The organism is Idiomarina fontislapidosi, assembly GCF_003226255.1.
GTDB classification, from domain to species: Bacteria; Pseudomonadota; Gammaproteobacteria; order Enterobacterales; family Alteromonadaceae; genus Idiomarina; species Idiomarina fontislapidosi.
The window spans coordinates 328,801-353,495 of sequence record NZ_QJST01000002.1 but is presented as its reverse complement, the minus strand read 5'-3'; the positions used below and the strand labels follow the sequence as shown (position 1 = coordinate 353,495).

Genomic DNA, 24,695 nt, shown 5'->3' with positions numbered 1-24,695 from the left:
CGAAGATGTGCGGAATTGCTGGAGTATTCAATCACCGCGTCAATAATCCTATCGACGCTCAGACCTTGGTCAATATGGCTGCGATAATGCATCACCGGGGTCCCGATGGTTATGGGTATCATATACAGCCCGAGCAAGGCGTAGGGTTTAGCCATGCTCGGCTGTCGATTATTGATTTGAATGAAGAGCGTGCTAAGCAACCTTTTCTTTCGCAAGATGAACGGCTGATGTTAACTCACAATGGTGAGTTTTATGACTTTAAACGTATTCGCGCAGACTTAACGGCGCGCGGCGCTCGGTTTCGCACAAAAAGTGATTCGGAGATCGTGTTGCACTTATTCGAGCGTTACGGCCTTGAGGATACGTTAAAGGAGTTGCGTGGCGAATTTGCGTTTGGTTTATACGATAAACACGAGGACACACTGTATTTAGTGCGTGACCGTTTTGGTATTAAACCGTTGTATTGGACGGAAACTGATGAAGGGGTGGTATTTGGTTCAGAGCTGAAAGTGTTATTTGCTCACCCTCAGGTTAAACGGTCATTTTCAGCCGAAGGGTTATACCACCAATTAATTCAAGTGATGGTCCCAGGTTCCACAGCGTTCGAAGGTGTGCATCAAGTACAGCCGGGACAAGTGGTTAAAATCAAACGTAATGATGGCAAGCTCAATATTGATACGTTGAAGTATTGGGATGTCGACTTCCCTGATGAACATGATTATCCGGGTGATGAAGTGGATGAGACTGAGTATGTTGAAGGCGTGCGTGAGAAGCTCTTAGAAGCGGTTCAGCACCGTATGACGGCTGACGTACCTGTTGGCTGTTATCTCTCGGGAGGTATCGACTCATGCTCGATTTTAGGCCTTGCGTCGGCATCGACACAGACCTCCGTTAAAGCATTTACCATTGGCTTTGATTCTGATGACTACGATGAAACGCCAATTGCACGTGAAATGGCCGAGGCGACTGATGCCGATCACCACATCATGGCGCTGAAAGCGAATGATCTCTATGACCATTTTGTGAAAACTCTTTGGCATACTGAACGTACGATTTATAACACGCTTGGTGTTGCTAAGTACCTGATGAGTCAGCAGGTTCATGAGGCGGGTTATAAAGTAGTCATGACAGGCGAGGGTTCAGACGAGTTATTTGCGGGTTATCCGGCTTTTCGTAAAGATATGTTCCTGCATGGATTAGATCATTTACCCGAAATTGAACGTTTAGAATGGCAAAAGCTACTAGAAAAGAACAACCAGTTATTTAAAGGGGCGATGCTGGCGCGTGAAGAATTCAGTAGTGATGCGTTAAATAAGAAAGTTGGATTTACCCCAAGCTGTGTTCAACCCTGGTTGTCGTGTAGCAGTGTGGCAAAGCCATTAATTAATAAAGCGCTACGTACGCAGCTGGAAGATTACGATCCGGGTAAAGCGATTGCAGATACTTTGGATGAAACCTACTTGGCTGGTCGCCATCCGCTGGATAGAGCGCAATATGTTTGGATTAAAACCATGTTAGAGGGGCAAATTCTGACCTGGGGTGGCGACCGCGTAGACATGGCGAACTCAATGGAAGCTCGACCCGCGTTTCTTGACCACCACCTAGCCGAGTATGCTTTCACGGTGCCGCCGCATTTACGTATTAAGGGTAATAAAGAGAAATACGTACTGCGTGAGGCGATGAAAGGCCTGCTGCCAGAAACGCTGTATAAGCGCGAAAAATTTGCCTTCATGGCGCCTCCTGCTCATACCGACCCGGAGAAATGGAAAGCAGTGGAACATTTAGCGGACGAGTTTTTGAGTGAGCAAGCGGTGAAAGACGCGGGTCTGTTGGACTTTGAAGAGGTAGAAGCGGTCTTCACACGCCATAATTCAAGTGATGTTACGCCTGAAGAGCAAGTCCAACTGGATGCGGTTATCAACCACATGCTAGGTGTACAAGTGTTACATCACCACTTTGTCGCAACCAATGTTCCTGAGCAAGCACAGCAGCGCGCTCAGGAACTGGGTTGGATTGCTTAGTCGTTTATTGGATGGCGGATACATACGAAATGTATTCGCCATAGCCGCGCTCTTGCATTTCCTCGAGTGGGATAAATTCAAGCGCTGCTGAGTTCATGCAGTAACGCAGGCCCGTTGGCTCGGGGCCGTCGGTGAATACGTGGCCGATATGGTTATTACCATAACGGCTGCGAATCTCAGTACGGGTGTAGAACCAACTATTATCCTCTTTCTCTACCACTGCATCCGATTGGATGGGCTGAGTGAAACTCGGCCAACCTGTGCCCGATTTATACTTATCGGTCGATGAAAATAAGGGTTCACCACTGAGTATGTCGACATAAATGCCTGCGCGTTTATTATCCCAATATGGATTATTAAAAGGCTCTTCAGTCCCGTCCTCTTGCGTGACTTCATACTGGATGTCAGTGAGTTGACGTCTTAACACATCGTCACTGGGTTTACTGTAATTCTTCCAGCTTGCTTGAGCGGCATCCGATTGACTCACGCCGTTGGGGTTTTGGTTAGTGTACTGTTGATAATCGATACCCGAGGTATCACCCCAAAACTTCTCAATAAAGTCGTAGCGACCTGAGTTAAAGGTGTACACCTTGTAACGGATAGGGTTCTTGTCGTAATAGTCTTGGTGATAATCCTCGGCGGGATAAAACGATTCAAACCGGGTGATGGGCACGACTATGGACTTATCGAACGGTCCGTTTTTGGCTAACCATTGTTTAGTCTGTTGAGCTATCTGGCGTTGCTGCTCATTGTGATAGAAAATTTCCGGACGGTATTGCTGTCCACGATCGACAAACTGACCACGATTGTCTGTTGGATTAATGATACGCCAAAACTTCTGTACCAATGCAGCATAAGAGACAATGTTAGGATCATAGTAGACTTGCACGCTCTCGGTATGACCTGTTTGCCCAGCAGAGACTTGCTCATAGGTTGGGTTCTCTTCACTACCACCGCTGTAACCCGATATTACTTCGCGTACGCCATTCATTTGCTCGAACGCTTCTTCTACGCACCAAAAGCAACCACCTGCAAAAGTTGCTATTTGCTCATGAGATTGCTTTTCGTTGATTTCATTTTGTGCCATGCTCAAGTGAGTGAAAAGTAGAGCAAGCACGGTAAAAATATATTTGGACATAAAGCCTCCTAGATTACCGCATCTAATAACAATATAGGTCAGTCGGGATGAAAAAGATTTATGTAAATCGAATTTTTATATGCGTGCTATGGCTCATGTCGCCGGCAGTGTGTGCGCAGGCGTCAGACGAGGCGGCACAAGCGAACACACAAGAAGGCGCTTCTGACGGTTGGCTAGAAGGCTTTCGTAAGGGCTTGGAAACCACTGTTGAGTCAAGTGCACGCTGGATAGATGGTTTTTTTGCAGACCGAGGAATGAATAGCGAAGACCACGAGACGTACGGCCGCTTAACATTAGCTCCGCAATGGTCGGGGTACCATAAGTTTGAGGTCGATTCGCGATTTCGTGCACAATTCAAGCTGCCGCATGCGAAAGAGGACTTTTCCGCCTTTTTGGGCCAAGTCGATGAAGGGGAGTTTCTAGACCAACAAGATGTGGGCAGGCCATCGGTGATTAACTCGCCGACCACTGACGATGAATGGTTGGTTGGTTTAGGTTTTAGTCGGCAAGTAAATGAAGCACATCGACTGACCTACAGCATTGGTGTGCGTGGTGGCATACGCTTTGATACTTATGCGCGGGCGCGATACCGTGTGGATAGTATCCTTTCAGATAAGAGCCTGATGCGTTGGGAATCTTCTGTTTTTTGGCGGGATAGTGACGGTTATGGCATCGCGCAGCGCATTGATACCGAAACCCAACTTACCACCGATCTTGTTGCGAAATGGTCGGCACTGGGTACTTTTGCACAAGAAACACAGGGTGTGCGTTGGAGCTCGTCTGCCATCATGTATCTACTAACCGATAAGGATCATGCATACGCGGCCGAGATCTGGTCAGAGGGCGAAAATGAAGCGCCTGTCACCGTGGTGGATTATGGCGTTCGGGTGCTGGATAGACGCAAAATTTATAAGTCGTGGTTATTGATGGAAACATGGGTAGGGCATCATTGGCCTCGCGAAGAACGTTATGAAACGCGGCGAGGCCATTGGATGGTTGGTGTGGAGTTTGAACTCAGATTTGGTAACGAGCGTGGTTAAAACGCCACGTCGATAATGACGGGGTCATGATCGGATGAACGATAGGGACCCGGTTCAAAATGGTCGGTGTCTTGGTAACTGAATACAGTCGGCTCATCACTATTGTAATGAATGTGCTGCACATTTTTAATTCGGTCGTTTAAGGCATTATCAACCAAGATATGGTCAAGTGCACCGGCTTGGCTATCAAATACGTACGAATAATCCTCGGCACCAGACACGTTGGTATAGCCTTGTGACTCGATATAGCGTAACGGGTCTTCTTTGAAGTAAGCATTAAAGTCACCGAGTAGCACGGGGGTTGGGAAGTCATTCTTGGCAACCCATTCGGTTAACGCTTTTGCTGAGTCGACACGTTGTTGGTTCCAACAGTATTGACCATCACGTTGGTTTGCGTTGGGTCCTTGTTCTGGGCAACCGCCTTTCGACTTGAAGTGGTTGACCACCGCAGTGAACTGTTCGCCGGTGCGCTTATCTTCAAATACTTGCGCGAGCGGCGGGCGGCTACCTGAGCGGAATGGACCTTGCGTGAAGGTGAGAGCATGACCAACGGGTTTAACACGATCACGGTTATAAATTAACCCAACAGCAATTTGGTCGTCACCGAGTCGTTGAGCGCGGGGTTCAGCGATAACATACTGGTTGTCTTGGGCGCTATTGAGTTCATTCACCAGTTGCACAATCGCACTATCTGCACCGTAGCCATCGTTTTCGACTTCCATTAAACCAAACACATCGGCATCGATTTCGACTAACGCAGAGACAATTTTAGTTTGCTGGCGCTGGTAAGCAGCAAATGTATCGGCACCACGCTCAGTGGGAAAGCCGTTTTGCTCGCCATCGCCATTAAACAGGTTAAGCACATTGAAGCTGGAGATCCTTAAGTTGTCTGCTTTGCCAGTCGGGCTTGTCGGCTCATTTATTTGTTCGGCGCTTAACGCTTCGGTTGGTTGAATACGGGCTCGACCGCGGAACTCAGTAAGAATGCCCACGATAGGTGCCAAGGTGGTGCCACTGCGCAGTGAGTTTTGTGCTGTACTGTTCAATTGGCTGAATGGCAAGGTTGTCGGCTCAATGTCACTATTATCATCGACTTGTACACGGTTGAGCTGGTTGCGTTGCATATGCTCGCGTGCCGCTTTACCTGGCTCTGCGACTTGCGATGGAGTCAACAAGCGACCGCTTGAGACATCAAAATAGCCATGGCGAGCCAGTTGGTAATGCCCTGAAATCGTCAGTTGTTGGCTTTTTGCAGCTGTTAACGTCACCAACATGTGTTCGTACTGTTCGCGTTGCTCATGGTTTGAAAATGGCAAACTCACCGTGACGGGTGCGGGAACTGGTCGTGCTTGAGGGCAGGATACAAGGGCGGTCACGTCGGTCAATCGAGTTTGCTCGTTGACTTCGCTCACTTCTCCAGTAACGACGACGAGATCACCAACAGCAAACTGTTGTGCGATTTTAGTCGTGACGAAAAGCGCTTCAGAGCTGCGTGAGTCATCATCAGGTTCGTTACTTTGGATGACAAAGCCATTGAGCTCGTTATCGTTGGACCAATTTGCAGTGACTGTGCCCGAAGTCGTAACTTCTTGCCCAACCAATGGCGACTGCCACGAGGTGCCTTGAATTGCTGAAATAGCCGTGAGCGGCTTGGTATCTTCACCGCATTGTTGTGCAGAAACATTGCCCGCACTGAGTAAAATGACAGCGGCAATAACCAGTTTATTCATGAGTGCTTGTCCATTTTGTGGTAACTGCCAACCTCCAACACCGGTGCCGCATCAAGCCTTTCAGCGTCCATCATGGTGGCAATCCGCTGCATCGATGAAAGCAGCAAGGATTGTTCCCACTCATCAAGCGCTTGAAACTTCTCGATGAAATCTTCCTGCAAGGGCTGCGGAGCCTGTGCTAACAGTGACTGACCTTGCTCGGTGATATACATCAGAACGCGACGCTTGTCGGTATTGCTTCGACGGCGATAAATGAGACCGCGATGCTCCATACGCTCGATGACATTCGAGACTGTCGCCGGGCTTAATGTAATGTTTTGCGCAACTTCACTGGCGGTAATACCGTCGCGTGCAACAATTTCACGCAGTATGAGCAGTTGTGGGGCAGTTAATCCTGAGTATTTATTAAGCTGTTTGGAGTGCAGATCAATGGCGCGAATGACTTTACGTAATGCGAGTAAAAGTTCTTCATACTTTTCCATTGTCACTCCTAGTAGCTGATTAGAGTTTTAGTAGCGCCGTGCAGATAAATCAGTACGACGAATTTGCACAATCATACCTAATTTTGGGTGATCAAAGTAGTGCGTCTCATGACTAATTACGCGTCGTAGCTGATCAAACCGGTAGCTTCTTAAAAAGCGTTGTCCCTCAATTTGTGTCAATGAGGACGCCAGCATATCGGATGCCTGTGCCGATAGTTCGCCTCGAGGCGGCGCGACGAGCGCTTCTTCACGCAGGTTAAAATCGCCTTTGATATGCAAGTAGTTACCCACTAAGAAAATATGTAATGTGCCATCGAGTTCCCATACGGGTGTATCCGAGGCATCAGGCTGCATTGGAGCCAGCGGTTGACCACCCTCGTTTGTACCAAAGCGATAGTCGCCTTTGTTCAAGATTGCGAACAGCTCATCAATATTTTGCATACGTCGCGTCAGCGGATCGGCTTCGAGTTGCTGTTCACGGGGCGCTAAATGGAGACCCTCTTGAGGCTTCATAAAGCCATTAAATTGATAGCGCTCGGCAAAGTTGCGGCCACCGTAAAGGCGAAATTTATAGTCATCGTCACGGCCAAACACTGGTTGACGCCAAGCGAGGTGCAACAGTGGTTCAGCTAAACCTCGCTGCTCCAATGCTTGCTCGGTCTCATCTAACACCCAATGATCATTGGGCACTAAAAAGGGGTGACGCGCTGTTTCGATATCTTTTGCATCGTCTGCAAAATGCACGGGTAATTGTTCTAACTGAGCCAATTTGCTCGGTCGATTAAAAGGACTCCCGTTAATACCAACTGTTAAATGCTCATCTTCGTAGCGACATGGCAAATCACCCCATTGCCAGTCATTCTCGCTGAGTTCGCACAGCGGTAAGTTATCACGCAAACTGTGGAAATCTTGGTTGACTATCGGTGCGATGAGATCAGTGGCGTTGGCGGTGTTTATCGCCTCTACTTTGAGCGGAAAGCGTTCACTAATATCTTGGCTCACGGTGTGTTTAAATAACAACACCTCAACTTCAAACCAGCGCCAATATTCGGGATCCTGTTGAGCTTGCGCGTTGGGTAATACCATAACGCAACAAGCTGTCAACAAACCAACAACTAATCCCTTGATCTTCATGTTGTTTTCCCCAAATCTATGCATCACTGGCGAGCTCTTCTAATAGTGACTGTATCAGTTTTAAGCGACTTTGAGTATCCTCGACCGATTGACTTATCTTGAGCTTAGTCGGCCCCTCAAGGCGGTAATTTTGAGGACGCTTTTGAATCAGCCCAATAATTGTTTCAGGCTTCACCTTGGGCGTCTCACTGAACTCTATCGTACCACCTTGGTTACCCATATCGATTTTACGGATTCCTAACGCTTCAGCATGGTTACGAATGCGGGTCTGCGCAACGAGGTTTTTGCTCGCATCAGGTAATAAACCAAAGCGGTCGATTAATTCAACTTGGATGTCTTCAAGTTGCTCATCGTTATTGCAGCTCGCGATGCGCTTATAGAGGTTCAAGCGGGTATTGACGTCTGCAATATAATCGTCCGGCAGAAGTGCCGGGATCCGTAAATCAATTTCAGCGCGACTGCGTGTTAAGCCCTCAAGTGTTGGTTCTTTGCCGCTTTTAAGTGACTCGACAGCCTGTTCAAGCATATCGGTGTAGAGAGTGAAACCGATAGTCTCAATTTGACCACTTTGATCATCGCCCAGTAATTCGCCCGCGCCTCGAATTTCAAGATCGTGGGTCGCGAGCATAAAGCCTGCACCCAGATCCTCTAATTGCGAAATGGCTTCAAGACGTTTCAGGGCATCTTTGGTCATGCGCTTAGGGTGCGGGGTTAAAAGATAGGCGTAGGCTTGATGATGAGAGCGACCGACGCGTCCCCGGAGTTGATGCAACTGAGCTAAGCCCAAGTGGTCAGCACGATCAATAATAATGGTGTTGGCACTCGGCACATCAATACCGGTTTCGATGATGGTCGTACACACCAATACATTAAAGCGCTGGTGATAGAAATCACTCATGATCCGCTCAAGGTCACGTTCCCGCATTTGCCCATGCGCGACGGTAACACTCGCTTCGGGCACAAGCGCTTCAATATCGCGTGCGGTCTTTTCGATGGTATCGACATTATTGTGCAGGAAATAGACCTGACCACCACGCAAAGTTTCCCGCAAAATAGCCTCACGGATGGTGGCACTATCATGTTCTCTGACAAAGGTCTTTACAGCAAGCCGCCGCGCCGGAGGTGTTGCAATAATCGAAAGGTCGCGAATACTGTTCATTGCCATGTTGAGTGTTCGCGGTATCGGTGTTGCAGTCAGCGTTAAGATATCCACATTCGCACGCAGTCGCTTGATCGCTTCTTTTTGGCGCACACCGAAGCGGTGCTCTTCATCAACAATCAGTAAACCGAGTGCTTTTGGCTTAATATCACCTTGCAACAGTTTGTGTGTACCAATCAGGATATCCACTTTACCGTCTTCGGTATCGGCAATAATTTGTTTTGACTGTTTCGGTGTTTTAAAGCGTGAAAGCACTTCAATACGGACCGGCCAATCGGCGAATCGGTCCTTAAAGTTTTCGTAGTGCTGCTGCGCCAATAGCGTGGTAGGCACCAATACCATGACCTGACGGTTATCGTTAACTGCGATAAAGGCCGCGCGCATCGCCACTTCAGTTTTACCAAATCCAACATCACCGCAAACTAGGCGATCCATCGGCTGTGGTGCGCCCATATCCTGCACGACGGCATTGATCGCATTGAGCTGGTCAGTGGTTTCTTCAAATGGGAAACCATCTGCAAATCGCTGATAATCATCGTGGTCGATGTTGAAGCCGTAGCCCTCGTTTGACGCTCGTTTGGCGTACACATCAAGTAACTCAGCTGCCACGTCACGAATTTTTTCTGCGGCGCGTTTTTTGGCTTTCTCCCAGCTGTCGTTGCCTAACTTGTGTAGTGGGGCGTGATTTTCTTCACCACCGCTATAACGACTTAACACGTCGAGGCTGGCGACGGGCACATAGAGTTTTGATTGCTGTGCATATTCGATGGTAACGAATTCGGTCGTCACGTTACCTGCATCGAGGGTTGTTAAACCTTGGTAGCGACCTACACCATGGTCGATATGCACCACAGGTTGTCCGATCTTTAGCTCGGCTAAATTACGAATCAGCGCATCTGAGCTTTGTGTCGGCTTTTGCTCTCGACGGCGGCGCTGTGAGACGCGGTTGCCCATAAGCTCGGTTTCGGTAATCAGATAAATATTTTCTGAGCCCAGAAGTACAGAGTTAATGATAGGGCCGACCGTAATGGCTAACGGTTCATCCGACTGTTCGAAATCGCGAAAGTGCGTGACACTTGGGGCTGGGTAGCCGATGCGGCCAAGAATGTCGTGCAGAGCCTCTTTGCGACCCGCTGATTCAGTCATAAATAACAGACGTTGTTGGCGGTTAATCGCGCCTTCGATGAGCTGCTTGAGCTTAGCAAACGGTTGCTTATTTTGATGTTCTGCTGCGATATCGGTGACTGCTGCTGTATCAAATGTTACCGCACCTGGGGTGGGCTTTCCGGCCGGCACTGCAGCGCGGATACGACGCATTTGTTTAAATCGGCTATGGACTTGCTCGGCGAGCATAAAAACGTCGTTCGGATGTAATAACGGTTTTTGCTGGTCGTGACGGCGTTGCTCATAACGATGGTTGATATCGGTCCAGAGCTTTTCGAGTGTCCCTTGAATATCGCCAAAGGTCACCAAAAGTGCATCGTCGGGCAAGTAGTCAAAAAGTGTTGCTGTCTGCTCAAAAAACAGCGGTAAATAATACTCGATGCCGCCTGGCGCTTTACCCTTGCTGACTTGTTGATACAGCGACTCGCGCTCGTGGCTTATTTCAAATCGCTCTCGGAACGCTGACCGAAAGTGTTCTATGCCTGCTTTTGTCAGTGGAAATTCATGTGCAGGCAATAATTTTACCGAGTCGACAGGCTCGAGTGAACGCTGTGTTTCTGGGTCGAACGGTCGAATACTGTCGATTTCATCATCAAAAAAATCAACTCGGAAAGGCGACTCGCTGCCCATTGGGAACAAATCCAGAATTGAACCGCGACTGCTAAATTCGCCGTGTTCCATGACTTGCTCCACAGCGCGATAGCCATTGCGTTCAAGCTGTTCACGGAGTGCCAGAGCATCCAGTTTTTGACCCACGTTAAGATCAAGTGATTGGCTCTGCACAAATTCAACTGGCGCGATACGCTGTAGCAACGTGTTTAAGCTTACAATCAGCGCACCACGTCGAGCTTGAGGTAGCCGTGCGAGTACACTCAAGCGTTCAGAAATAATGTCTTGATGCGGCGAAAAAGTGTCGTAGGGCAAGGTTTCCCAATCGGGAAACACCGTTATATCGTCATGATACTCGGTATTTTCGCCAGCAAAGTAGCGTACTTCCTGTTCCAAGCGGTGCGCTTGATTCGCATCTGCGGTGACTACAAGTACGCGCCCCGGCGTACGGTCGATGACTTTTGCGAGCGCCAGTGCGGGAGAACTCCCATTTAACTCAGTCCAGGTAATGTCCTTCTGGGCTGAATCTGAAAAGGGTGGATTAAAAACCGAAACTTTAGTCATGACTACCTAACGTTAACTGCAATTCTGTGCTGCATTATACTGAAAACATCCGTGATTTGGATGTTATCACTCGGAGTTTTCTGGCTTATCTGATTGTTTGCGCTGCTCCGCTCGCGCCTTAAGGTGACGCGTTTGGCTATGCAAACTGTGGCGTATCACATGTTCGTGATCTTGTTCACGTATCTGGATAAATTGGAATGTTGCTTCGAAGCGATTTTCATCGGCGGGTTCGCACTCAGTGCATTCGGCATAGCAATAAACCGCTAACGACTCTTCGCGAAAGATTAAGTTGGCTTGGAATTTATCACCTACATTAAATGCAGTACCGGTTTTAACGCGAAAGCCACCACCACCAAACTCGTGTGCAGTCAAAGCATAATCGTCATCATGGGTTTGACTCAGTACATAGCCTAGCATCATGCCCATGCGCTTGTTGATAAGCGCGAGTGCATCGACTAACGCGGGTGAATTGGGGTTTTCTGAACGCACTCGCTGGAGTGCGGATTGGTCGCTGCCTGCAAGTTCTGAACAGAGTTTAAACAGCTCGGGTATCTCCGCTTGTAATGCATCTTCTGAGGGCACGTGGTCAGCGGATACAGGGTTAAGCTGTGCAGGTATGTTATCTGCTACGGTAAAATACTCACCAATAGGACGCAGATTAATGGACTGATTCGGCTGCATTTTTCTCTCGCAAAGTTGTCAGGCTGCTAACAACTCATTATCCTTGAGCTTTTCTAATAAGCAACCATCATTTCAAGGGCATCGTTTGCGGTCAATTACATTATCTATTGCGTTGAGATACAGCAGAACAAAAGCGTACTCTGCGTTTACTCGTTTTATCCAACGCTTTGCATTAGGCGGAATCGCTGTCGGTGTAATGGCGCTCATTGTGGTGATGTCGGTTATGAACGGGTTCGAGGGTGAACTGAAACAACGCATTCTAGGTGGTGTGCCTCATATTCAAGTGCAAGGGACGCAGGTGCAAACTCAGTTGCCCGAGCTATTGGCTCAGCGCCCCGCGGAGCAGGTTCAGTCGATATCACCGTATGTATCAACCGAAGCCTTGGTTCAAGTGCCTGGTCACCTCGCCGTGGTCAACCTGCAAGGTTTTGATACGTCTCGACCTGGCAAACAAGCGATTCCACCTGCGCTCAAACAGGCGTTAATCGCTGGCCAATGGTCGTCGTTACGGGAGGGTGAATACAACATTATCCTCGGTCAAACATTGGCAAATCAGTTACAGCTTGGTATCGGTGATCGTGTCCGCATTGTTTCTTCAAAAGGTGCGGTTTATAGCCCGCTGGGAATGTTGCCATCACAACGCACATTTCGCTTAGTTGGTGTGTTTGCGATGCAATCCGACTTAGATAAGCACCTTGCCGTGGCTCATATTAATGATGTGGCACGTCTTATTCGAAACCCAACCGCTGCACAAAATCATCTGCAGGTACAACTCACAGATGCTTTTAACGCACCACAAATAGCATCATTTATCCGTTCAAATAGTGAGTTTGAAGTGACCGACTGGCGTCAACGCTACGGCCAGCTATTTGATGCGGTGGGGATGGAAAAGCGCATGATGTGGCTGATGCTTGCACTGATTATTGCGGTAGCGGCGTTTAATACGCTATCGGCGCTCGCCATGGTCATCGACGATAAGCGACACGATATCGCCATTCTACAAACTATCGGACTGACTCAAGCACAAGTACGGTGGATTTTTCTTATCCAAGGTTGCTACATCGGCGTAGTAGGGACATTGATAGGTACGGTACTTGGTGTATTAACAGCGACATTTATCAACCCGATTTTAGGCGCGCTAGGCACTCACTTTGTGGCTGGCTTAGGGCAACGACTGCCCGTGCAGTTTGAGTGGACACAAGTGTTTTTCATTGCTGTTATTGCACTTGTCCTCACTCTGGTTGCCGCTTTCTACCCTGCGGCCAAAGCAGCCCAAACAGAACCCTCTGAGGCGTTACGATATGACTAACGAATTAATTCAAGCACACGATGTAAGTAAAACTTTTCGTGACGGTGATAATCAGGTGACAGTGCTTAATAACGTTAACCTGACCGTTACAAAAGGACAGCTAATGGCTATTGTCGGCAGCTCAGGTTCGGGTAAAAGTACGTTATTGCACATATTAGCTGGTCTTGATACGCCGTCTGCGGGCGAGGTGCTATTTGAGGATGTTGCGTTGACTCGGCTTAACGGTTCTCAGAAGGCACAGTTACGTAACCAAAATATTGGTTTTGTCTACCAGTTCCATCATTTGTTGCCCGAGTTTGATGCGGTCGAAAATGTTGCAATGCCGCTGCGGATCGCGGGTGCATCTGAGCATGAAGCCACGCAACGTGCTAGCGCTTTGCTAGAACGTGTTGGTTTGACGGAGCGGATGCATCACCGACCCGCGCAACTATCAGGCGGCGAACGCCAGCGCGTGGCGATTGCACGTGCGTTTGCTAATAAACCCAAGTTAGTGGTCGCCGATGAGCCTACCGGGAACTTGGATGGTAAAACCGCCGAGTCGGTATTTGAGCTTATTCTGGAAATGAACAAGGAGTTTGGCACCGCGTTTATTATTGTCACTCACGATATGGCGCTCGCTAAACGCATTGGTGCTGTATACCGATTGCACAACGGCACGTTAGCTGCTGCGGGTGAAGCCGATGCTGACCTTTAAATTAGCTCAGCGCTTTTCAGAGCGCCGCAGCCGCTCAGGCCTGTTCGCCTTTATCGCATCGTCTTCCACGGTCGGTATTGTACTCGGATGTGCTGTGTTGATCGCAAGCTTATCGATGATGAACGGTTTTCAAAATGTGTTAGAGCAAAAGTTGCTCAAAGCAGTGCCTCATGTTTCGTTCACTAAAGTTGAAGGGACTTTTGATAACTGGCAAAGCATGGTTGATATAGCCAAGAGGGACAGTCGTGTTATTGAGGCGTATCCGGTGATCAAACAGACGGCGATGCTGCGCTCCGGCGACCAGTTTAAAGGAATTGTGCTGGAGGGGATTGCTGCTGCAGGTCCACACCCGAGTGTCACCGAGTTTTTTAGTAGCGGCGCGCTGAGTGCACTGGAAACACCGAATACCATCGTACTGGGGCAGGGCATCGCAAATAGCTACGGTGTTGAAGTGGGTGATACGCTTGAATTATTAGTTGCTGATCAAAGTAGTCAACAGTTTCGATCGCCGCAACGTCATGGGCTCAAGGTTGTTGGCTTATTTGAATTTGGCGGCGAGCTTGACCATCAAATGGGCTATGTCAGCCTGGATACAGCACGTTTGATAGGTGAGATAGAGCAGGGTGTTTCAGCCATTGAGCTAAAAGTCAGCGATGTATTTCAGGCGCCGCGAATCGCTAATTCGGTTGGTAATCAATTACCCGAGTTGGTTTATGTTGATCACTGGATGCGCACGCAAGGTCATCTGTATCGTGATATTGAGCTCGTTCGTACAGTCATTTACTTGGTGCTCGTACTGGTGATGGCGGTTGCCTGTTTTAATATTGTATCGACGTTAGTGATGACGGTGACAAAAAAGCGGCCGCAGATTGCGATGCTTAAAACCATGGGGCTGGATAATCGTAGAGTGGTCGCAACATTTTGTTGGCAAGGTACATTAAGTGGCTTAAAAGGAGCGGTTTGGGGCAGTATTTTGGGAATCGCGCTCGCGTCGGCGTTGCCCGATATTATTTTACTGTTCGAACGCCTATTACATTTTCAGGTGTTATCGGATGACGTTTACTTCGTCAGCGAAGTGCCTTCGCAATGGCGTTGGTTTGACGTTGTACTGGTGTCTTCGGTCGCGGTTGTAATGAGTGCAGTCGCTACCCTGTATCCGGCATGGCGTGCTACACAAATCGAGCCAGCACAAGCACTACACGAGCACCATTAGTTTTTACGGTTATCTCGGTGCTGGCGCGCTTCCCATGCGCGTACAACCGAGATACGCCACATCACTCGAATCGCAATATAGCTCACCAAACTTGCTAATGTTCCCATAATAAAACAGCCCAACAAAAACGCGGGCCCTATGGTCTCGATGCTGTAAATCAACCAGTCCCAACTTAATTCAAAATTAAACGGGTATGCGGGCGCAGAAAGAACGGCGCGACCCACCTCATAGCAAAAATAAAACAGTGGCGGCATCGTAATGGGATTAGAAACCCAGACCAGACCAACCGAGAGTGGCAAGTTGACGCGGAAGAGAATCGCGGCGGCGGCCGCAAGTAGCATTTGAAACGGAACGGGAATAAACGCACAGAAGAGACCGATAGCAAATGCACCAGACGCCGAACGGCGGTTGAGATGCCATAAATTGGCATCATGCAACAACGAACCAAATACTTTTAGCGCGCGTGTCTGGCGAATTTTTTCATGATTCGGCATCCATTTTTTGATCATGCGTCTTGCCATTGCAATTCCCGTTTACATCTAATTGTGCGACTGAACTGGAAACACCGAATGCGATACAGCTCGTTTACATTGCTCGCCGGAACAGTTATGGCGCTGTATTCTACTCACTTAATCGAAAAGTGGCTAGTCGCTTTAATCATCGTTTGTGCGCTTTTCTGTATACCGCTTTGTCGCCAAACCCGCAAATATCTCATCCAGTTTATTTTGGTACTTATAGGGATACTTATTGGTAGCCATTTTGTATCAAGTTTTGCCGAACATCATCGCCATTTACCCGAGCGCGTCTGGGTCTCTGCTTATTTAACCGTGGAGCAGGTCGACTATCACAGCGCCGAACGAAGCCGTTTTGTGGCGCGCGTGACTCATTTGAGGCACAGCAATCAGCAGTTGGTGGCGCAGTGCCATTGCCGTGTGCAGTTATTTTGGTATGACGCCGCGCAGCGCCGGGGGTTAGCGCCAGGGCAACAGTATCAAGCCGAGATAAAACTAAAAACGCCAACGACCTATTGGAATCAAGGCGGTGCAAGACCGTCGAATTTTCTATGGGCAAAACAGCTGATTAAACAAGGACAGGTACGCAATATGCGGTTAGTCAAGACCACGCCGTCAGTGAGATGGCGGGTCTATCGTGCGTTGCAAGCCAGTGACTTAGACTTTAAGGGCATTTTGCTCGCATTAGCAATTGGCTACCGAGGGGATATTCCGTTCGAGCAGCGTGACGTATGGCAAAAAAATGGCCTTCAGCACGTGATGGCGATCTCGGGTTTACACATCGGTTTAGTTGCTGGGTTGGTCTTTCTGATAGTTCGGCGCTTTATTGCTGGCATTCCTCAACGTGGGATACTGTTACGTAACCGTGAACGACTCGTGTTAACTCCCACAGTGGCTGTTGTGGCGTTGTGTGTGGCCTTTCTTTATACCGGGTTAGCCGGGTTTGCAATTTCGTCGCAACGCGCCTGGCTGATGTTACTGTTATTTTGGGGACAGCGTTGGCTTGGGTTGTCGACGAGCAATTGGAAGCGCCTTGGGTATGCCGCGGTTATACTGATTCTTATAGATCCAGGCAGTTGGTACGATATCGGCTTTTGGTTCTCGGTGGTTGCCGTTGCTGTGATTTTGTTATGCCAATGGGCATGGCAGCTTGGCTCAAACGCTAGCGGGTGGCAACGCGTGTTGCAGACGATTTACCTGCAACTGCTGTTTCTAACACTTATGGGACCGCTGTCGCTCGCGCTATTTGATGGTGTTTCGTTGATCGCGCCCATTAGTAATTTATTAGTTGTACCGGTGATAGCACTGTGGGTTTTACCGTTGACGCTGATGGGCGCAGTGGCGGCTATGATGTGGGCGGATGTGTTTGCCGCTCAACTTTGGTGGTTAGCTGAGTTGCCATTAATTGGATTGCAGCCAGTGCTAAACACCTTTGCTGAGATCGCTTGGACGTGGCTGACAGCCTCTTCAATCAGTGCTATATCGGCTGTCCTATGGCTGTGTGCACTAGCGCTTTTAACACCGATGTGGTTGATGCGTTATTACCGATGGATTTTGGCTGGGGTGTTGGCCATGCAGGCGAGTTACGCGCTTTGGAAAGGGTGGCGAACGCCTGATGTGATAGTGCATGTACTCGATGTGGGCCAAGCGCAAGCGATTGTGATCGAAAGAGAGCGTGCGGCGTGGTTGGTTGATTTGGGACGTCGTTTTTATATCGGTCGCAGTCAGTTCGAATCTGTGATTGAGCCTTTTATTGCACAGCGTGGGTTGCGGGTCGAACGAGTCTCACTGACCCACCAAGATGCTGATCATAGCGGTGATTGGCGGTTAGCCAAGCAGCGGTTGCCGAAGGCAGAATGGTTTGGCGCCTTAACCGACCAACCCTGTCGCGCCGGGCAACAAGGGGTGTGGCGCGAGATTCGATGGCGTGTACTATGGCCGGACCAGGCAGGTATGCATACGAGTAATGCGGCGTCGTGCGTCTATCAGTTTAGCTATGGTGAGATAGATTGGTTAGTGACGGGGGATATTGGCTTTCCTGAGGAACGGATTCTAGCAGAGCAACGGCGTCTCAAAGAGGTCGAAATACTGGTCGCTCCTCATCACGGCAGTGCTTTTTCTTTGGGCTCGTTACTCCTGCAAGCAACTCAACCCGAGGTGACGCTGGTCAGTGTCGGGGCTATCAATCATTACGGTATGCCGGATAAATATACGCGGCAACGTGCACTTGAATACGGCAGTGAATGGGCAACCACCGCTGATTTTGGTCAGCTATCAATAGAGACAGATGGCGCGTCTTGGAGACTGAAAACACCGGCGCTATTCGATAAAACGAATGCAAAGTCCTACAGTTCGACTAGCCAACGGTGATATAAAGCAGATAAAATAGACTGGATTTTCAGAAACTAATGGCATTGCATGGATTCTAACAAGGAAAAACCGAGTACGTTAAAGCGGCTCATATCATACATAAAGCCTTACAGATCTGCTTTTATCGTCGCTGTTATTGGTATGCTAGGTTACGCTGGCGTCGATACACTCTTCTTTTCGCAAATCGAGACCCTAATTGACGAGGGCTTAACCAAACAAGATTCGAGCGTATTGCTCTGGGGCGCTGTTTTTGTCCCCGTATTCTTCATCGTGCGCGGTTTATTTAATTTTATCTCGACTTATTTCTTAAGTTGGGTGGGTTTTAAAGTTGTAACGAAACTGCGTCAGCAACTTTTTGAACATCTCATGAAGCTACCCGTGTCATTTCATGACAATCACTCCACTGGGGACTTAATCTCAAAAATCACCTATGACACGCAACAGGTGGCAGAAGCGTCGAGTCGTGCTTTATTGGTCCTTATTCGCGATGGCGGCTTTGTGGTGGGTCTGCTGTGCTTAATGTTTTATCAAAGCTGGCAACTGAGCTTGGTGTTTTTGGTGATTGGTCCTGTTATTGCTAAATTCGTTGCCTTTGTTTCAAAACGCTTCCGTTTAGTCAGTGGACGTATTCAAACGGCGATGGGTAACGTCACGACGACCGCAGAACAGATGATCAATGGTCATAAAGTGGTGGTAATGCATGAGGGCCAAAAGCTCGAGTCTAAGCGTTTTGGTGAAATCAATAACATTACTCGCAACCAAAATATGAAATTGGTGAGTACGCGCGCCATTAGTACCTCGGTTATTCAATTTATTGCCTCGTTGAGTTTGGCGATGGTGCTGGTGATTGCGAGCTTTCCTGAGATGTTGCAAAACCTATCGGCGGGTGCATTTACCACCTTGCTGACATCAATGATTATGTTGTTACGTCCGTTAAAACAACTCAGCAATGTGAACAGTGATTTTCAACGTGGCTTGGCTGCGGCAACCAGTGTATTCGAGATCCTTGATGAGCCGATTGAAATTGATAAGGGCACACATGTTGTTGACCGCGTTAAAGGGGATATTCAGTTCAATCATGTGACGTTCCGTTACAATGAGCATGATGATCCGGCGCTTGAAGACATTAGCTTCTCGGTTGGCGAGGGTAAGACCTTGGCTTTGGTGGGGCGCTCAGGGAGTGGTAAATCGACAATATCGAATTTGATGACACGCTTTTATGATGTCAGCGAAGGCGAGGTCACGATCGATGGGCGAAATATTCAAGATTATCGCCTTAAGTGTTTACGTCGCCAAATTGCCTTGGTTTCTCAACACGTCACTTTATTTAACGACACTATCGCTAATAACATCGCCTATGGCACGTCTAAAAATGTCTCTCGTGAAGATATTATTAAGGCTGCTGAGCAAGCTTACGTGACCGAATTTACGGACAATATGAGCCATGGTTTAGACACCATGGTGGGTGAAAATGGTGTCATGCTATCGGGTGGGCAACGTCAACGCATTGCGATAGCCCGAGCATTACTGCAAGACGCGCCGATTCTTATTCTGGATGAAGCGACTTCGGCGCTCGATACTGAATCAGAGCGACATATTCAAAAGGCGCTGGGTGTACTGAGAACGAATCGTACATCGATTGTCATTGCACACCGCTTGTCGACCATTGAGAATGCCGATGAGATCCTAGTAATGGATAACGGGCATATTGTTGAGCGCGGTGATCACCAGTCATTACTGGATAATGAAGGTCCTTACTATCAATTGCATAATATGCAGTTTAGCGGGGTCAATTAGTATGTGGTTAGAGAGGCAGTGGTATCGTAAACATCTTCACCCGCTGCTGTATGTGCTGACCCCGTTGTCATTGGTGTTTTGGTTGCTGACTAATTTACGGCGCTCGCTGTATCGGTTCGGTATTTTAAAAATATACAAAGCGCCTGTGCCTGTCCTAGTGGTGGGTAATATCAGTGTTGGCGGAACGGGTAAAACGCCAACCGTGCTCGCACTGATTGAGATACTCAAGGCAGAAGGCTATATACCCGGTGTGGTTAGCCGAGGTTATGGCGCCAAAGTACAAGGTTCACATACTGTGCGCAGTGACGACAACCCAGAAACAGCGGGTGATGAGCCGTTAATGTTACGGCAAATCGCGCAGGTGCCTGTGGTGATTAATCCAAACCGAGCCGAGGCGGTGCAGCATCTGATAACTGAGCACCCGGAGGTCGATTTCGTCATCAGCGATGATGGTATGCAGCACTACGCGTTGGGGCGCGATATTGAGGTGATTTTAGTCGATGCTGAGCGCGGCTTAGGTAACGGTTGGCTGTTACCCACGGGGCCTTTACGTGAGGGGCCTTGGCGCCTGCGAGGTACACGCTGGGTGGTGTCGCTTTACGCACAGCATCCGTTTGCGCATTATGTCGGAGAAGTGAAAGCACAAGGTTGGCGTCGTGTCGTCGACGATGAGCCATGCGAACTGCCCACGCACTCTGATATTCACGCGATTGCCGGTATCGGCAACCCTGAACGCTTTTTTACCAGCTTGCGGCAGCAACACATTAAGCTTGAGAGTACTCAGGCGTTTCCAGACCATTATCGATTCTCTGACAACGATTTGCAGACTTATCAAAATAAAACACTGTTAATGACACAGAAAGATGCCGCCAAGTGCCGTGGCATTGCTGCGAGTACTTGGTATTATCAACCGATATCTGCACACTTTCCTGAGAAATTTACCGCCGACCTGCTTGAAGCAATTCGGCATATCCATAAATGAGGTTTAACTGTGAGTTTTGATACAGGTTTACTGAACATTATTGCCTGCCCCAGTTGCAAGGGCAAACTCGTATGGCATGAAGCAAAACAATGGCTTGTATGCCGTGGTGAGCAATTAGCTTATGAGCTAGAAGAGGGCATTCCCGTTTTAATGAGCGAAAAGGCTAAATCATTAAATTCTGAAGAAATGGACCAGGTACCCTTATGAGTTTTACCGTTATCATTCCTGCGCGTTATCCGTCGAGTCGTTTGCCAGGTAAGCCGTTAGCCGATATTGGCGGTAAGCCGATGATTCAACACGTTTATGAGCGCGCTATACAGAGCGGTGCGGCAGAAGTTATCGTCGCGACAGATGATCAACGTATTGCTGATGTTGTTGAAGGCTTTGGCGGTCGTAGCATGTTGACTGCGAGTGACCATCAATCGGGAACTGAACGACTGGCAGAAGTGGTCGAGCAGCTGGCGCTTTCGGAAGACCAAGTTGTGGTCAATGTACAGGGTGATGAGCCTTTTATCCCGCCTGAAATCATCCGCCAAGTCGCTGATAACTTAGCTAACCAACGGGTTGCGCCAATGGCTACACTTGCGGTGCCAATGACAAGCTCAGATGAGGTGTTTAACCCTAATGCTGTAAAAGTGGTGTGTGACTCGGCAGGTTATGCGATCTATTTTAGTCGCGCGCCAATCCCTTACAACCGTGAACAGTTTAAACAACTGAAGGATGAGCAACCTGAAGAGGTACGTGGATACATGCGTCATGTTGGTATCTACGCGTATCGCGCAGACTTTATTAAGCGCTATGTTGCTTGGAGTGAGAGCCCACTTGAGCGTATTGAGTCGTTAGAGCAATTGCGTGTGCTTTGGCACGGTGAGAAAATTCATGTCGCCGAAGCCATTATGCCGCCTGCGGCAGGTATTGATACGCCAGAGGACTTAGAGCAAGCCCGCCAGCGTATACAGTAAGTCATTGAGCAGCGATGGTTAATCCATCGCTGCCATCTGCGCATACTCGTCTTCGAAAAAGAACTTTTCCTCACCAAAGGCGGGTTTCAACTGATGTAACCAAGTCGCGTTTGGATCATATTTTGCGAAAAACGGACGTTGTACCCAATCCGGATTACGCCCCTGAATGAAGCGTAACGCGAATACTTTCTCGCCCGCCACCTCAGTCACACCCTGTACCTCTACTTTACCCGGACCCGCACTCATAGAAGGGCCGCGAACTGTGCGGGCAATTCCCGATACTTGCTGATAGGCTTGCTGGAATACTTCCCATGTGCGTTCAAGGGGTACTTCGAAGTAACGTTTAGCACCGGTATCACGTTCAACGAACATGTAGTATGGGATGATACCGAGCTGTACTTCGCGCTCCCACATATCCGCCCAAACTTTAGGATCATCATTGATGTGTCGCAGCAATGGCGCCTGACAACGGATTTGAGCACCAGTAGCGCGTAAACGTCGGATGGCTTCTTCGCATACTTCTGTGCGTAACTCGTTATGGTGATTCAAATGCGCCATAATAGAGACGTGCTTACCACCCCGAACAAGCTTCTCGAGTAAACGCATCAATTCATCAGCATCGGGGTCGGTAATAAAGCGGTAAGGCCAAAAGGTCAGCGCTTTAGTACCGATACGAATGGTTTTGATATGGTCAAACTCGGGCTTTAGTAGGCCCTCTAGGTAATGCTGCAGTTTACGGGTACGCATGACCATCGGGTCACCGCCGGTTACCAGTAAGTCAGTTACCTCTTTATGCTGGGCGAGGTAACGGTGCAGTTGATCCGCATCGTTGGAGTTAAAGCGTGTTGCTTTACCGACAAATTGCGCCCACCGGAAGCAAAACGTGCAATAGCTGTGGCAGTATTGACCTTGCGCAGGAAAGAACAACACAGTCTCACGATATTTGTGCTGCATGCCAGGCAAAGGTTCGCCATCAACATGGGGCACATTCATCTGCATTTGACCCGCTGGGTGGGGATTCATTTCTTGGCGCAATTGCGTAGCGAGGTCAAAAACCTCGTTGGTGGTATGTTTGCCCGACATAAGGTCAGCCATACGCTGAAAAGCGCTCGGATCGAGCATATCTTTTTGCGGAAACGTAAGCTGAAACAGCGGGTCGTTAGGCACGTTTTCCCAGTCGATGAGTTCATTAAAAACATACTCGTTTACCCGGAACGGTAATACGTTCGCGACCACTTTCATTTCAAATCGAATATCATCGGGTACTCGTTTAAGTGCTTCGATTTTATCCAACTGACGATGTTGGTAGACCTTGAAGCGACGCGGAGTAATTACGGGTTGTTGTACGTTAACTACTTGCTGCATAAGCCTCTCTGTATGTTGTGAATGCCACGTGGGGCGCGATAGACAAAATTGCGCTGTATTATAATGAAATTAGCCTTTAGTTGCACGTAAACCGTGGGATTTAATCGTATGTACTCTTAATAATATCGATGAGAGCAATCGATCAGAGTGATTAGCCTAGGCAGGTTCAGCGGTCTGGGGAGCAGAAAAAACGCATAAAAAAAGCGCCCCTAGAGGCGCTTTCGTAGCAATGATCAGTGCCGTTATGGCAGCAATCGTTACTTCTTGATAGGTGAGAAGTCGCGTTGCGTATGACCGGTATACAACTGACGAGGACGACCAATTTTTTGGCTCTCTTCGCTCATCATTTCGTGCCAGTGTGATACCCAGCCAACCGTACGTGATAGTGCGAAAATCACGGTGAACATGTTGGTTGGAATACCGATCGCTTTAAGCACGATACCTGAGTAGAAATCGACGTTAGGGAACAATTTCTTCTCAACGAAGTATTCGTCCTCAAGGGCGATACGCTCAAGCTCCATAGCTACGTCTAATAACGGGTCGTCGCGGTTCAACTCTTTTAATACTTCGTGGCACGATTCACGCATTACGGTTGCACGTGGGTCCATGTTTTTGTAAACACGGTGACCAAAGCCCATCAGACGGAACGGATCGTTCTTATCTTTTGCTTTCTCGATGTATTTAGGAATGTTTTCGACTGAGCCGATCTCGGCCAACATACGCAAACATGCTTCGTTTGCACCGCCGTGTGCAGGACCCCATAGTGATGCGACACCTGATGCAATACATGCATATGGGTTGGCACCTGAAGAGCCCGCTAAACGCACGGTAGAGGTTGAAGCGTTCTGCTCGTGGTCGGCGTGAAGAATAAAGATACGGTCCATTGCTTTCGCAACTGCTGGACTGATTTCGTAATCTTCCGCTGGTACAGAGAACATCATGTTCAGGAAGTTTTCGGCATAGCCTAAATCGTTACGTGGATAAACGAATGGTTGACCGATACTGAACTTGTACGCCATTGCCGCAATCGTTGGAATCTTAGCGATCAAACGGTATGCACTGCGTAGACGTTGGTCTGCGTCGTGAATATCCAAATCATCGTGATAAAACGACGAAAGGGCACCAGTGACGGCACACAGCATCGCCATTGGATGCGCGTCGCGACGGAAACCGTTAAAGAAATTGTGTAAGCCCTGATGAACCATCGTGTGCTTAGTGATGGTTTTACGGAAATCTTGGTATTGCTTTTCGTCAGGTGCTTCACCATGAAGCAACATGTAGCAGACTTCTAGATAATCCGCTTGTGTGGCGAGGTCGCCAATTGGGTAACCGCGGTGCAATAACACACCGTTTTCACCGTCAATGTACGTGATTTTAGACTCACATGAGCCCGTTGCTAAAAATCCTGGGTCAAACGTGAAATATCCGTGTTTGCCTAAGCTGCGAACGTCGATGACATCCTTACCAGCAGAAGGGGATAAAACGGGTAACTCAATTGACTGTCCATCGATCTGTAAAGTGGCTTTACGATCAGCCATAAGGACTTCTCCTTGCATCTACTTTTTAAAAAGTGCGCTAATTTAACTCGAAATACGTGCCAAATGTCAATTTTTGTAAAGGACATGGCAACGAATACCCGATCATTATACGTGCATAAAGTGAATACAGGATTACATTTTTATGCGAGATACAACTTTAGTCTTAATCCAAATTGTTTTGGTTTGCGTTATAGGCATTGGACATTGTAATTCAATGCCATGGTCGATATA

General features: G+C 48.4%; 19 protein-coding genes. 10 read left to right on the top strand and 9 right to left on the bottom strand.

The window, feature by feature from the left end:
- Window positions 1-5 precede the first annotated feature (5 nt).
- Window positions 6-2,021, top strand: a complete 2,016-nt coding sequence (gene asnB, locus DFP83_RS04230) for an asparagine synthase (glutamine-hydrolyzing) (protein WP_110573480.1) — start codon at window positions 6-8, stop codon at window positions 2,019-2,021.
- 4 nt (window positions 2,022-2,025) lie between these two features.
- On the opposite strand, the gene msrB is transcribed toward asnB, so the two are convergent.
- Window positions 2,026-3,159: a peptide-methionine (R)-S-oxide reductase MsrB gene (gene msrB / locus DFP83_RS04225; RefSeq protein ID WP_110573478.1), complete on the bottom strand. Its 1,134-nt coding sequence runs from the start codon at window positions 3,157-3,159 to the stop codon at window positions 2,026-2,028.
- A gap of 47 nt (window positions 3,160-3,206) precedes the next feature.
- Between msrB and DFP83_RS04220 the strand changes: the two genes are divergently transcribed.
- Entirely contained in the window at window positions 3,207-4,199 is a 993-nt protein-coding gene (locus DFP83_RS04220) for a hypothetical protein (protein ID WP_110573476.1), read from the top strand.
- On the opposite strand, the gene DFP83_RS04215 is transcribed toward DFP83_RS04220, so the two are convergent.
- The 5 genes from DFP83_RS04215 to DFP83_RS04195 form a co-directional block, all read right to left on the bottom strand.
- Window positions 4,196-5,929, bottom strand: a complete 1,734-nt coding sequence (locus tag DFP83_RS04215) for an ExeM/NucH family extracellular endonuclease (protein ID WP_110573474.1) — start codon at window positions 5,927-5,929, stop codon at window positions 4,196-4,198. The two genes, DFP83_RS04220 and DFP83_RS04215, sit on opposite strands and share 4 nt — an antisense overlap.
- Entirely contained in the window at window positions 5,926-6,411 is a 486-nt protein-coding gene (locus DFP83_RS04210) for a MarR family winged helix-turn-helix transcriptional regulator (RefSeq protein WP_110573472.1), read from the bottom strand. Before DFP83_RS04210 ends, DFP83_RS04215 begins: the two co-directional genes overlap by 4 nt.
- A gap of 27 nt (window positions 6,412-6,438) precedes the next feature.
- Window positions 6,439-7,545, bottom strand: coding sequence for a CsiV family protein (locus tag DFP83_RS04205; RefSeq protein WP_157981520.1), 1,107 nt, complete (start codon window positions 7,543-7,545; stop codon window positions 6,439-6,441).
- Window positions 7,546-7,561: 16 nt separating this feature from the next.
- Window positions 7,562-11,041 (bottom strand): transcription-repair coupling factor, encoded by a 3,480-nt coding sequence (gene mfd / locus DFP83_RS04200; RefSeq protein WP_110573467.1) that lies wholly within the window; start codon window positions 11,039-11,041, stop codon window positions 7,562-7,564.
- A gap of 66 nt (window positions 11,042-11,107) precedes the next feature.
- Window positions 11,108-11,722, bottom strand: a complete 615-nt coding sequence (locus tag DFP83_RS04195; RefSeq protein ID WP_110573466.1) for a PilZ domain-containing protein — start codon at window positions 11,720-11,722, stop codon at window positions 11,108-11,110.
- Window positions 11,723-11,807: 85 nt separating this feature from the next.
- Here DFP83_RS04195 and DFP83_RS04190 point away from each other — a divergent pair, with 85 nt between their 5' ends.
- Genes DFP83_RS04190 through DFP83_RS04180 form a run of 3 tightly spaced genes read left to right on the top strand, consistent with a single transcriptional unit; the run spans window position 11,808 to window position 14,938 of the window.
- On the top strand, window positions 11,808-13,031 hold the full coding sequence (locus DFP83_RS04190; protein WP_110573680.1) for a lipoprotein-releasing ABC transporter permease subunit: 1,224 nt from the start codon (window positions 11,808-11,810) through the stop codon (window positions 13,029-13,031).
- The gene (lolD, locus tag DFP83_RS04185; RefSeq protein ID WP_110573464.1) at window positions 13,024-13,725 is read left to right on the top strand and encodes a lipoprotein-releasing ABC transporter ATP-binding protein LolD; all 702 of its coding nucleotides are present in this window, start codon (window positions 13,024-13,026) and stop codon (window positions 13,723-13,725) included. The genes DFP83_RS04190 and lolD overlap by 8 nt, the downstream gene beginning before the upstream one ends.
- Window positions 13,712-14,938: a lipoprotein-releasing ABC transporter permease subunit gene (locus DFP83_RS04180; protein WP_110573463.1), complete on the top strand. Its 1,227-nt coding sequence runs from the start codon at window positions 13,712-13,714 to the stop codon at window positions 14,936-14,938. Before lolD ends, DFP83_RS04180 begins: the two co-directional genes overlap by 14 nt.
- On the opposite strand, the gene DFP83_RS04175 is transcribed toward DFP83_RS04180, so the two are convergent.
- Window positions 14,935-15,459 (bottom strand): DUF2062 domain-containing protein, encoded by a 525-nt coding sequence (locus DFP83_RS04175; RefSeq protein ID WP_110573678.1) that lies wholly within the window; start codon window positions 15,457-15,459, stop codon window positions 14,935-14,937. The two genes, DFP83_RS04180 and DFP83_RS04175, sit on opposite strands and share 4 nt — an antisense overlap.
- A gap of 48 nt (window positions 15,460-15,507) precedes the next feature.
- Between DFP83_RS04175 and DFP83_RS04170 the strand changes: the two genes are divergently transcribed.
- From DFP83_RS04170 to kdsB, 5 genes are read left to right on the top strand one after another with little or no spacing between them, the layout of a single operon-like run.
- Complete coding sequence (locus tag DFP83_RS04170; RefSeq protein WP_157981521.1) at window positions 15,508-17,820, top strand: DNA internalization-related competence protein ComEC/Rec2; 2,313 nt, start codon at window positions 15,508-15,510, stop codon at window positions 17,818-17,820.
- A 48-nt stretch (window positions 17,821-17,868) separates the two neighbouring features.
- Window positions 17,869-19,617 (top strand): lipid A export permease/ATP-binding protein MsbA, encoded by a 1,749-nt coding sequence (gene msbA / locus DFP83_RS04165; RefSeq protein ID WP_110573459.1) that lies wholly within the window; start codon window positions 17,869-17,871, stop codon window positions 19,615-19,617.
- A 1-nt stretch (window position 19,618) separates the two neighbouring features.
- Window positions 19,619-20,599: a tetraacyldisaccharide 4'-kinase gene (lpxK, locus tag DFP83_RS04160; protein WP_110573457.1), complete on the top strand. Its 981-nt coding sequence runs from the start codon at window positions 19,619-19,621 to the stop codon at window positions 20,597-20,599.
- Between the two features lie 9 nt (window positions 20,600-20,608).
- Entirely contained in the window at window positions 20,609-20,806 is a 198-nt protein-coding gene (locus DFP83_RS04155) for a Trm112 family protein (RefSeq protein WP_110573455.1), read from the top strand.
- Window positions 20,803-21,561 (top strand): 3-deoxy-manno-octulosonate cytidylyltransferase, encoded by a 759-nt coding sequence (kdsB, locus tag DFP83_RS04150; protein ID WP_110573453.1) that lies wholly within the window; start codon window positions 20,803-20,805, stop codon window positions 21,559-21,561. Before DFP83_RS04155 ends, kdsB begins: the two co-directional genes overlap by 4 nt.
- An 18-nt stretch (window positions 21,562-21,579) precedes the next feature.
- On the opposite strand, the gene DFP83_RS04145 is transcribed toward kdsB, so the two are convergent.
- Together DFP83_RS04145 and gltA are read right to left on the bottom strand one after the other, a co-directional pair.
- On the bottom strand, window positions 21,580-22,926 hold the full coding sequence (locus DFP83_RS04145) for a KamA family radical SAM protein (protein WP_110573451.1): 1,347 nt from the start codon (window positions 22,924-22,926) through the stop codon (window positions 21,580-21,582).
- A 257-nt stretch (window positions 22,927-23,183) separates the two neighbouring features.
- A complete protein-coding gene (gene gltA / locus DFP83_RS04140) occupies window positions 23,184-24,464 on the bottom strand; it encodes a citrate synthase (protein WP_110573449.1) in 1,281 nt (426 codons plus the stop codon).
- Between the last annotated feature and the right edge of the window lie 231 nt (window positions 24,465-24,695).

Excerpts from the sequence above, each read along its gene's own strand:
- msrB (WP_110573478.1), bottom strand. The coding sequence starts at position 3,159 with ATGTCCAAATATATTTTTACCGTGCTTGCTCTACTTTTCACTCACTTG.
- DFP83_RS04205 (WP_157981520.1), bottom strand. The coding sequence starts at position 7,545 with ATGAAGATCAAGGGATTAGTTGTTGGTTTGTTGACAGCTTGTTGCGTT.
- kdsB (WP_110573453.1), top strand. The coding sequence starts at position 20,803 with ATGAGTTTTACCGTTATCATTCCTGCGCGTTATCCGTCGAGTCGTTTG.
- msbA (WP_110573459.1), top strand. The coding sequence starts at position 17,869 with ATGGATTCTAACAAGGAAAAACCGAGTACGTTAAAGCGGCTCATATCA.
- mfd (WP_110573467.1), bottom strand. The coding sequence starts at position 11,041 with ATGACTAAAGTTTCGGTTTTTAATCCACCCTTTTCAGATTCAGCCCAG.
- asnB (WP_110573480.1), top strand. The coding sequence starts at position 6 with ATGTGCGGAATTGCTGGAGTATTCAATCACCGCGTCAATAATCCTATC.
- gltA (WP_110573449.1), bottom strand. The coding sequence starts at position 24,464 with ATGGCTGATCGTAAAGCCACTTTACAGATCGATGGACAGTCAATTGAG.
- DFP83_RS04195 (WP_110573466.1), bottom strand. The coding sequence starts at position 11,722 with ATGCAGCCGAATCAGTCCATTAATCTGCGTCCTATTGGTGAGTATTTT.
- lpxK (WP_110573457.1), top strand. The coding sequence starts at position 19,619 with ATGTGGTTAGAGAGGCAGTGGTATCGTAAACATCTTCACCCGCTGCTG.
- DFP83_RS04145 (WP_110573451.1), bottom strand. The coding sequence starts at position 22,926 with ATGCAGCAAGTAGTTAACGTACAACAACCCGTAATTACTCCGCGTCGC.
- DFP83_RS04210 (WP_110573472.1), bottom strand. The coding sequence starts at position 6,411 with ATGGAAAAGTATGAAGAACTTTTACTCGCATTACGTAAAGTCATTCGC.
- DFP83_RS04180 (WP_110573463.1), top strand. The coding sequence starts at position 13,712 with ATGCTGACCTTTAAATTAGCTCAGCGCTTTTCAGAGCGCCGCAGCCGC.
- DFP83_RS04215 (WP_110573474.1), bottom strand. The coding sequence starts at position 5,929 with ATGAATAAACTGGTTATTGCCGCTGTCATTTTACTCAGTGCGGGCAAT.
- DFP83_RS04170 (WP_157981521.1), top strand. The coding sequence starts at position 15,508 with ATGCGATACAGCTCGTTTACATTGCTCGCCGGAACAGTTATGGCGCTG.
- DFP83_RS04220 (WP_110573476.1), top strand. The coding sequence starts at position 3,207 with ATGAAAAAGATTTATGTAAATCGAATTTTTATATGCGTGCTATGGCTC.
- DFP83_RS04175 (WP_110573678.1), bottom strand. The coding sequence starts at position 15,459 with ATGGCAAGACGCATGATCAAAAAATGGATGCCGAATCATGAAAAAATT.
- lolD (WP_110573464.1), top strand. The coding sequence starts at position 13,024 with ATGACTAACGAATTAATTCAAGCACACGATGTAAGTAAAACTTTTCGT.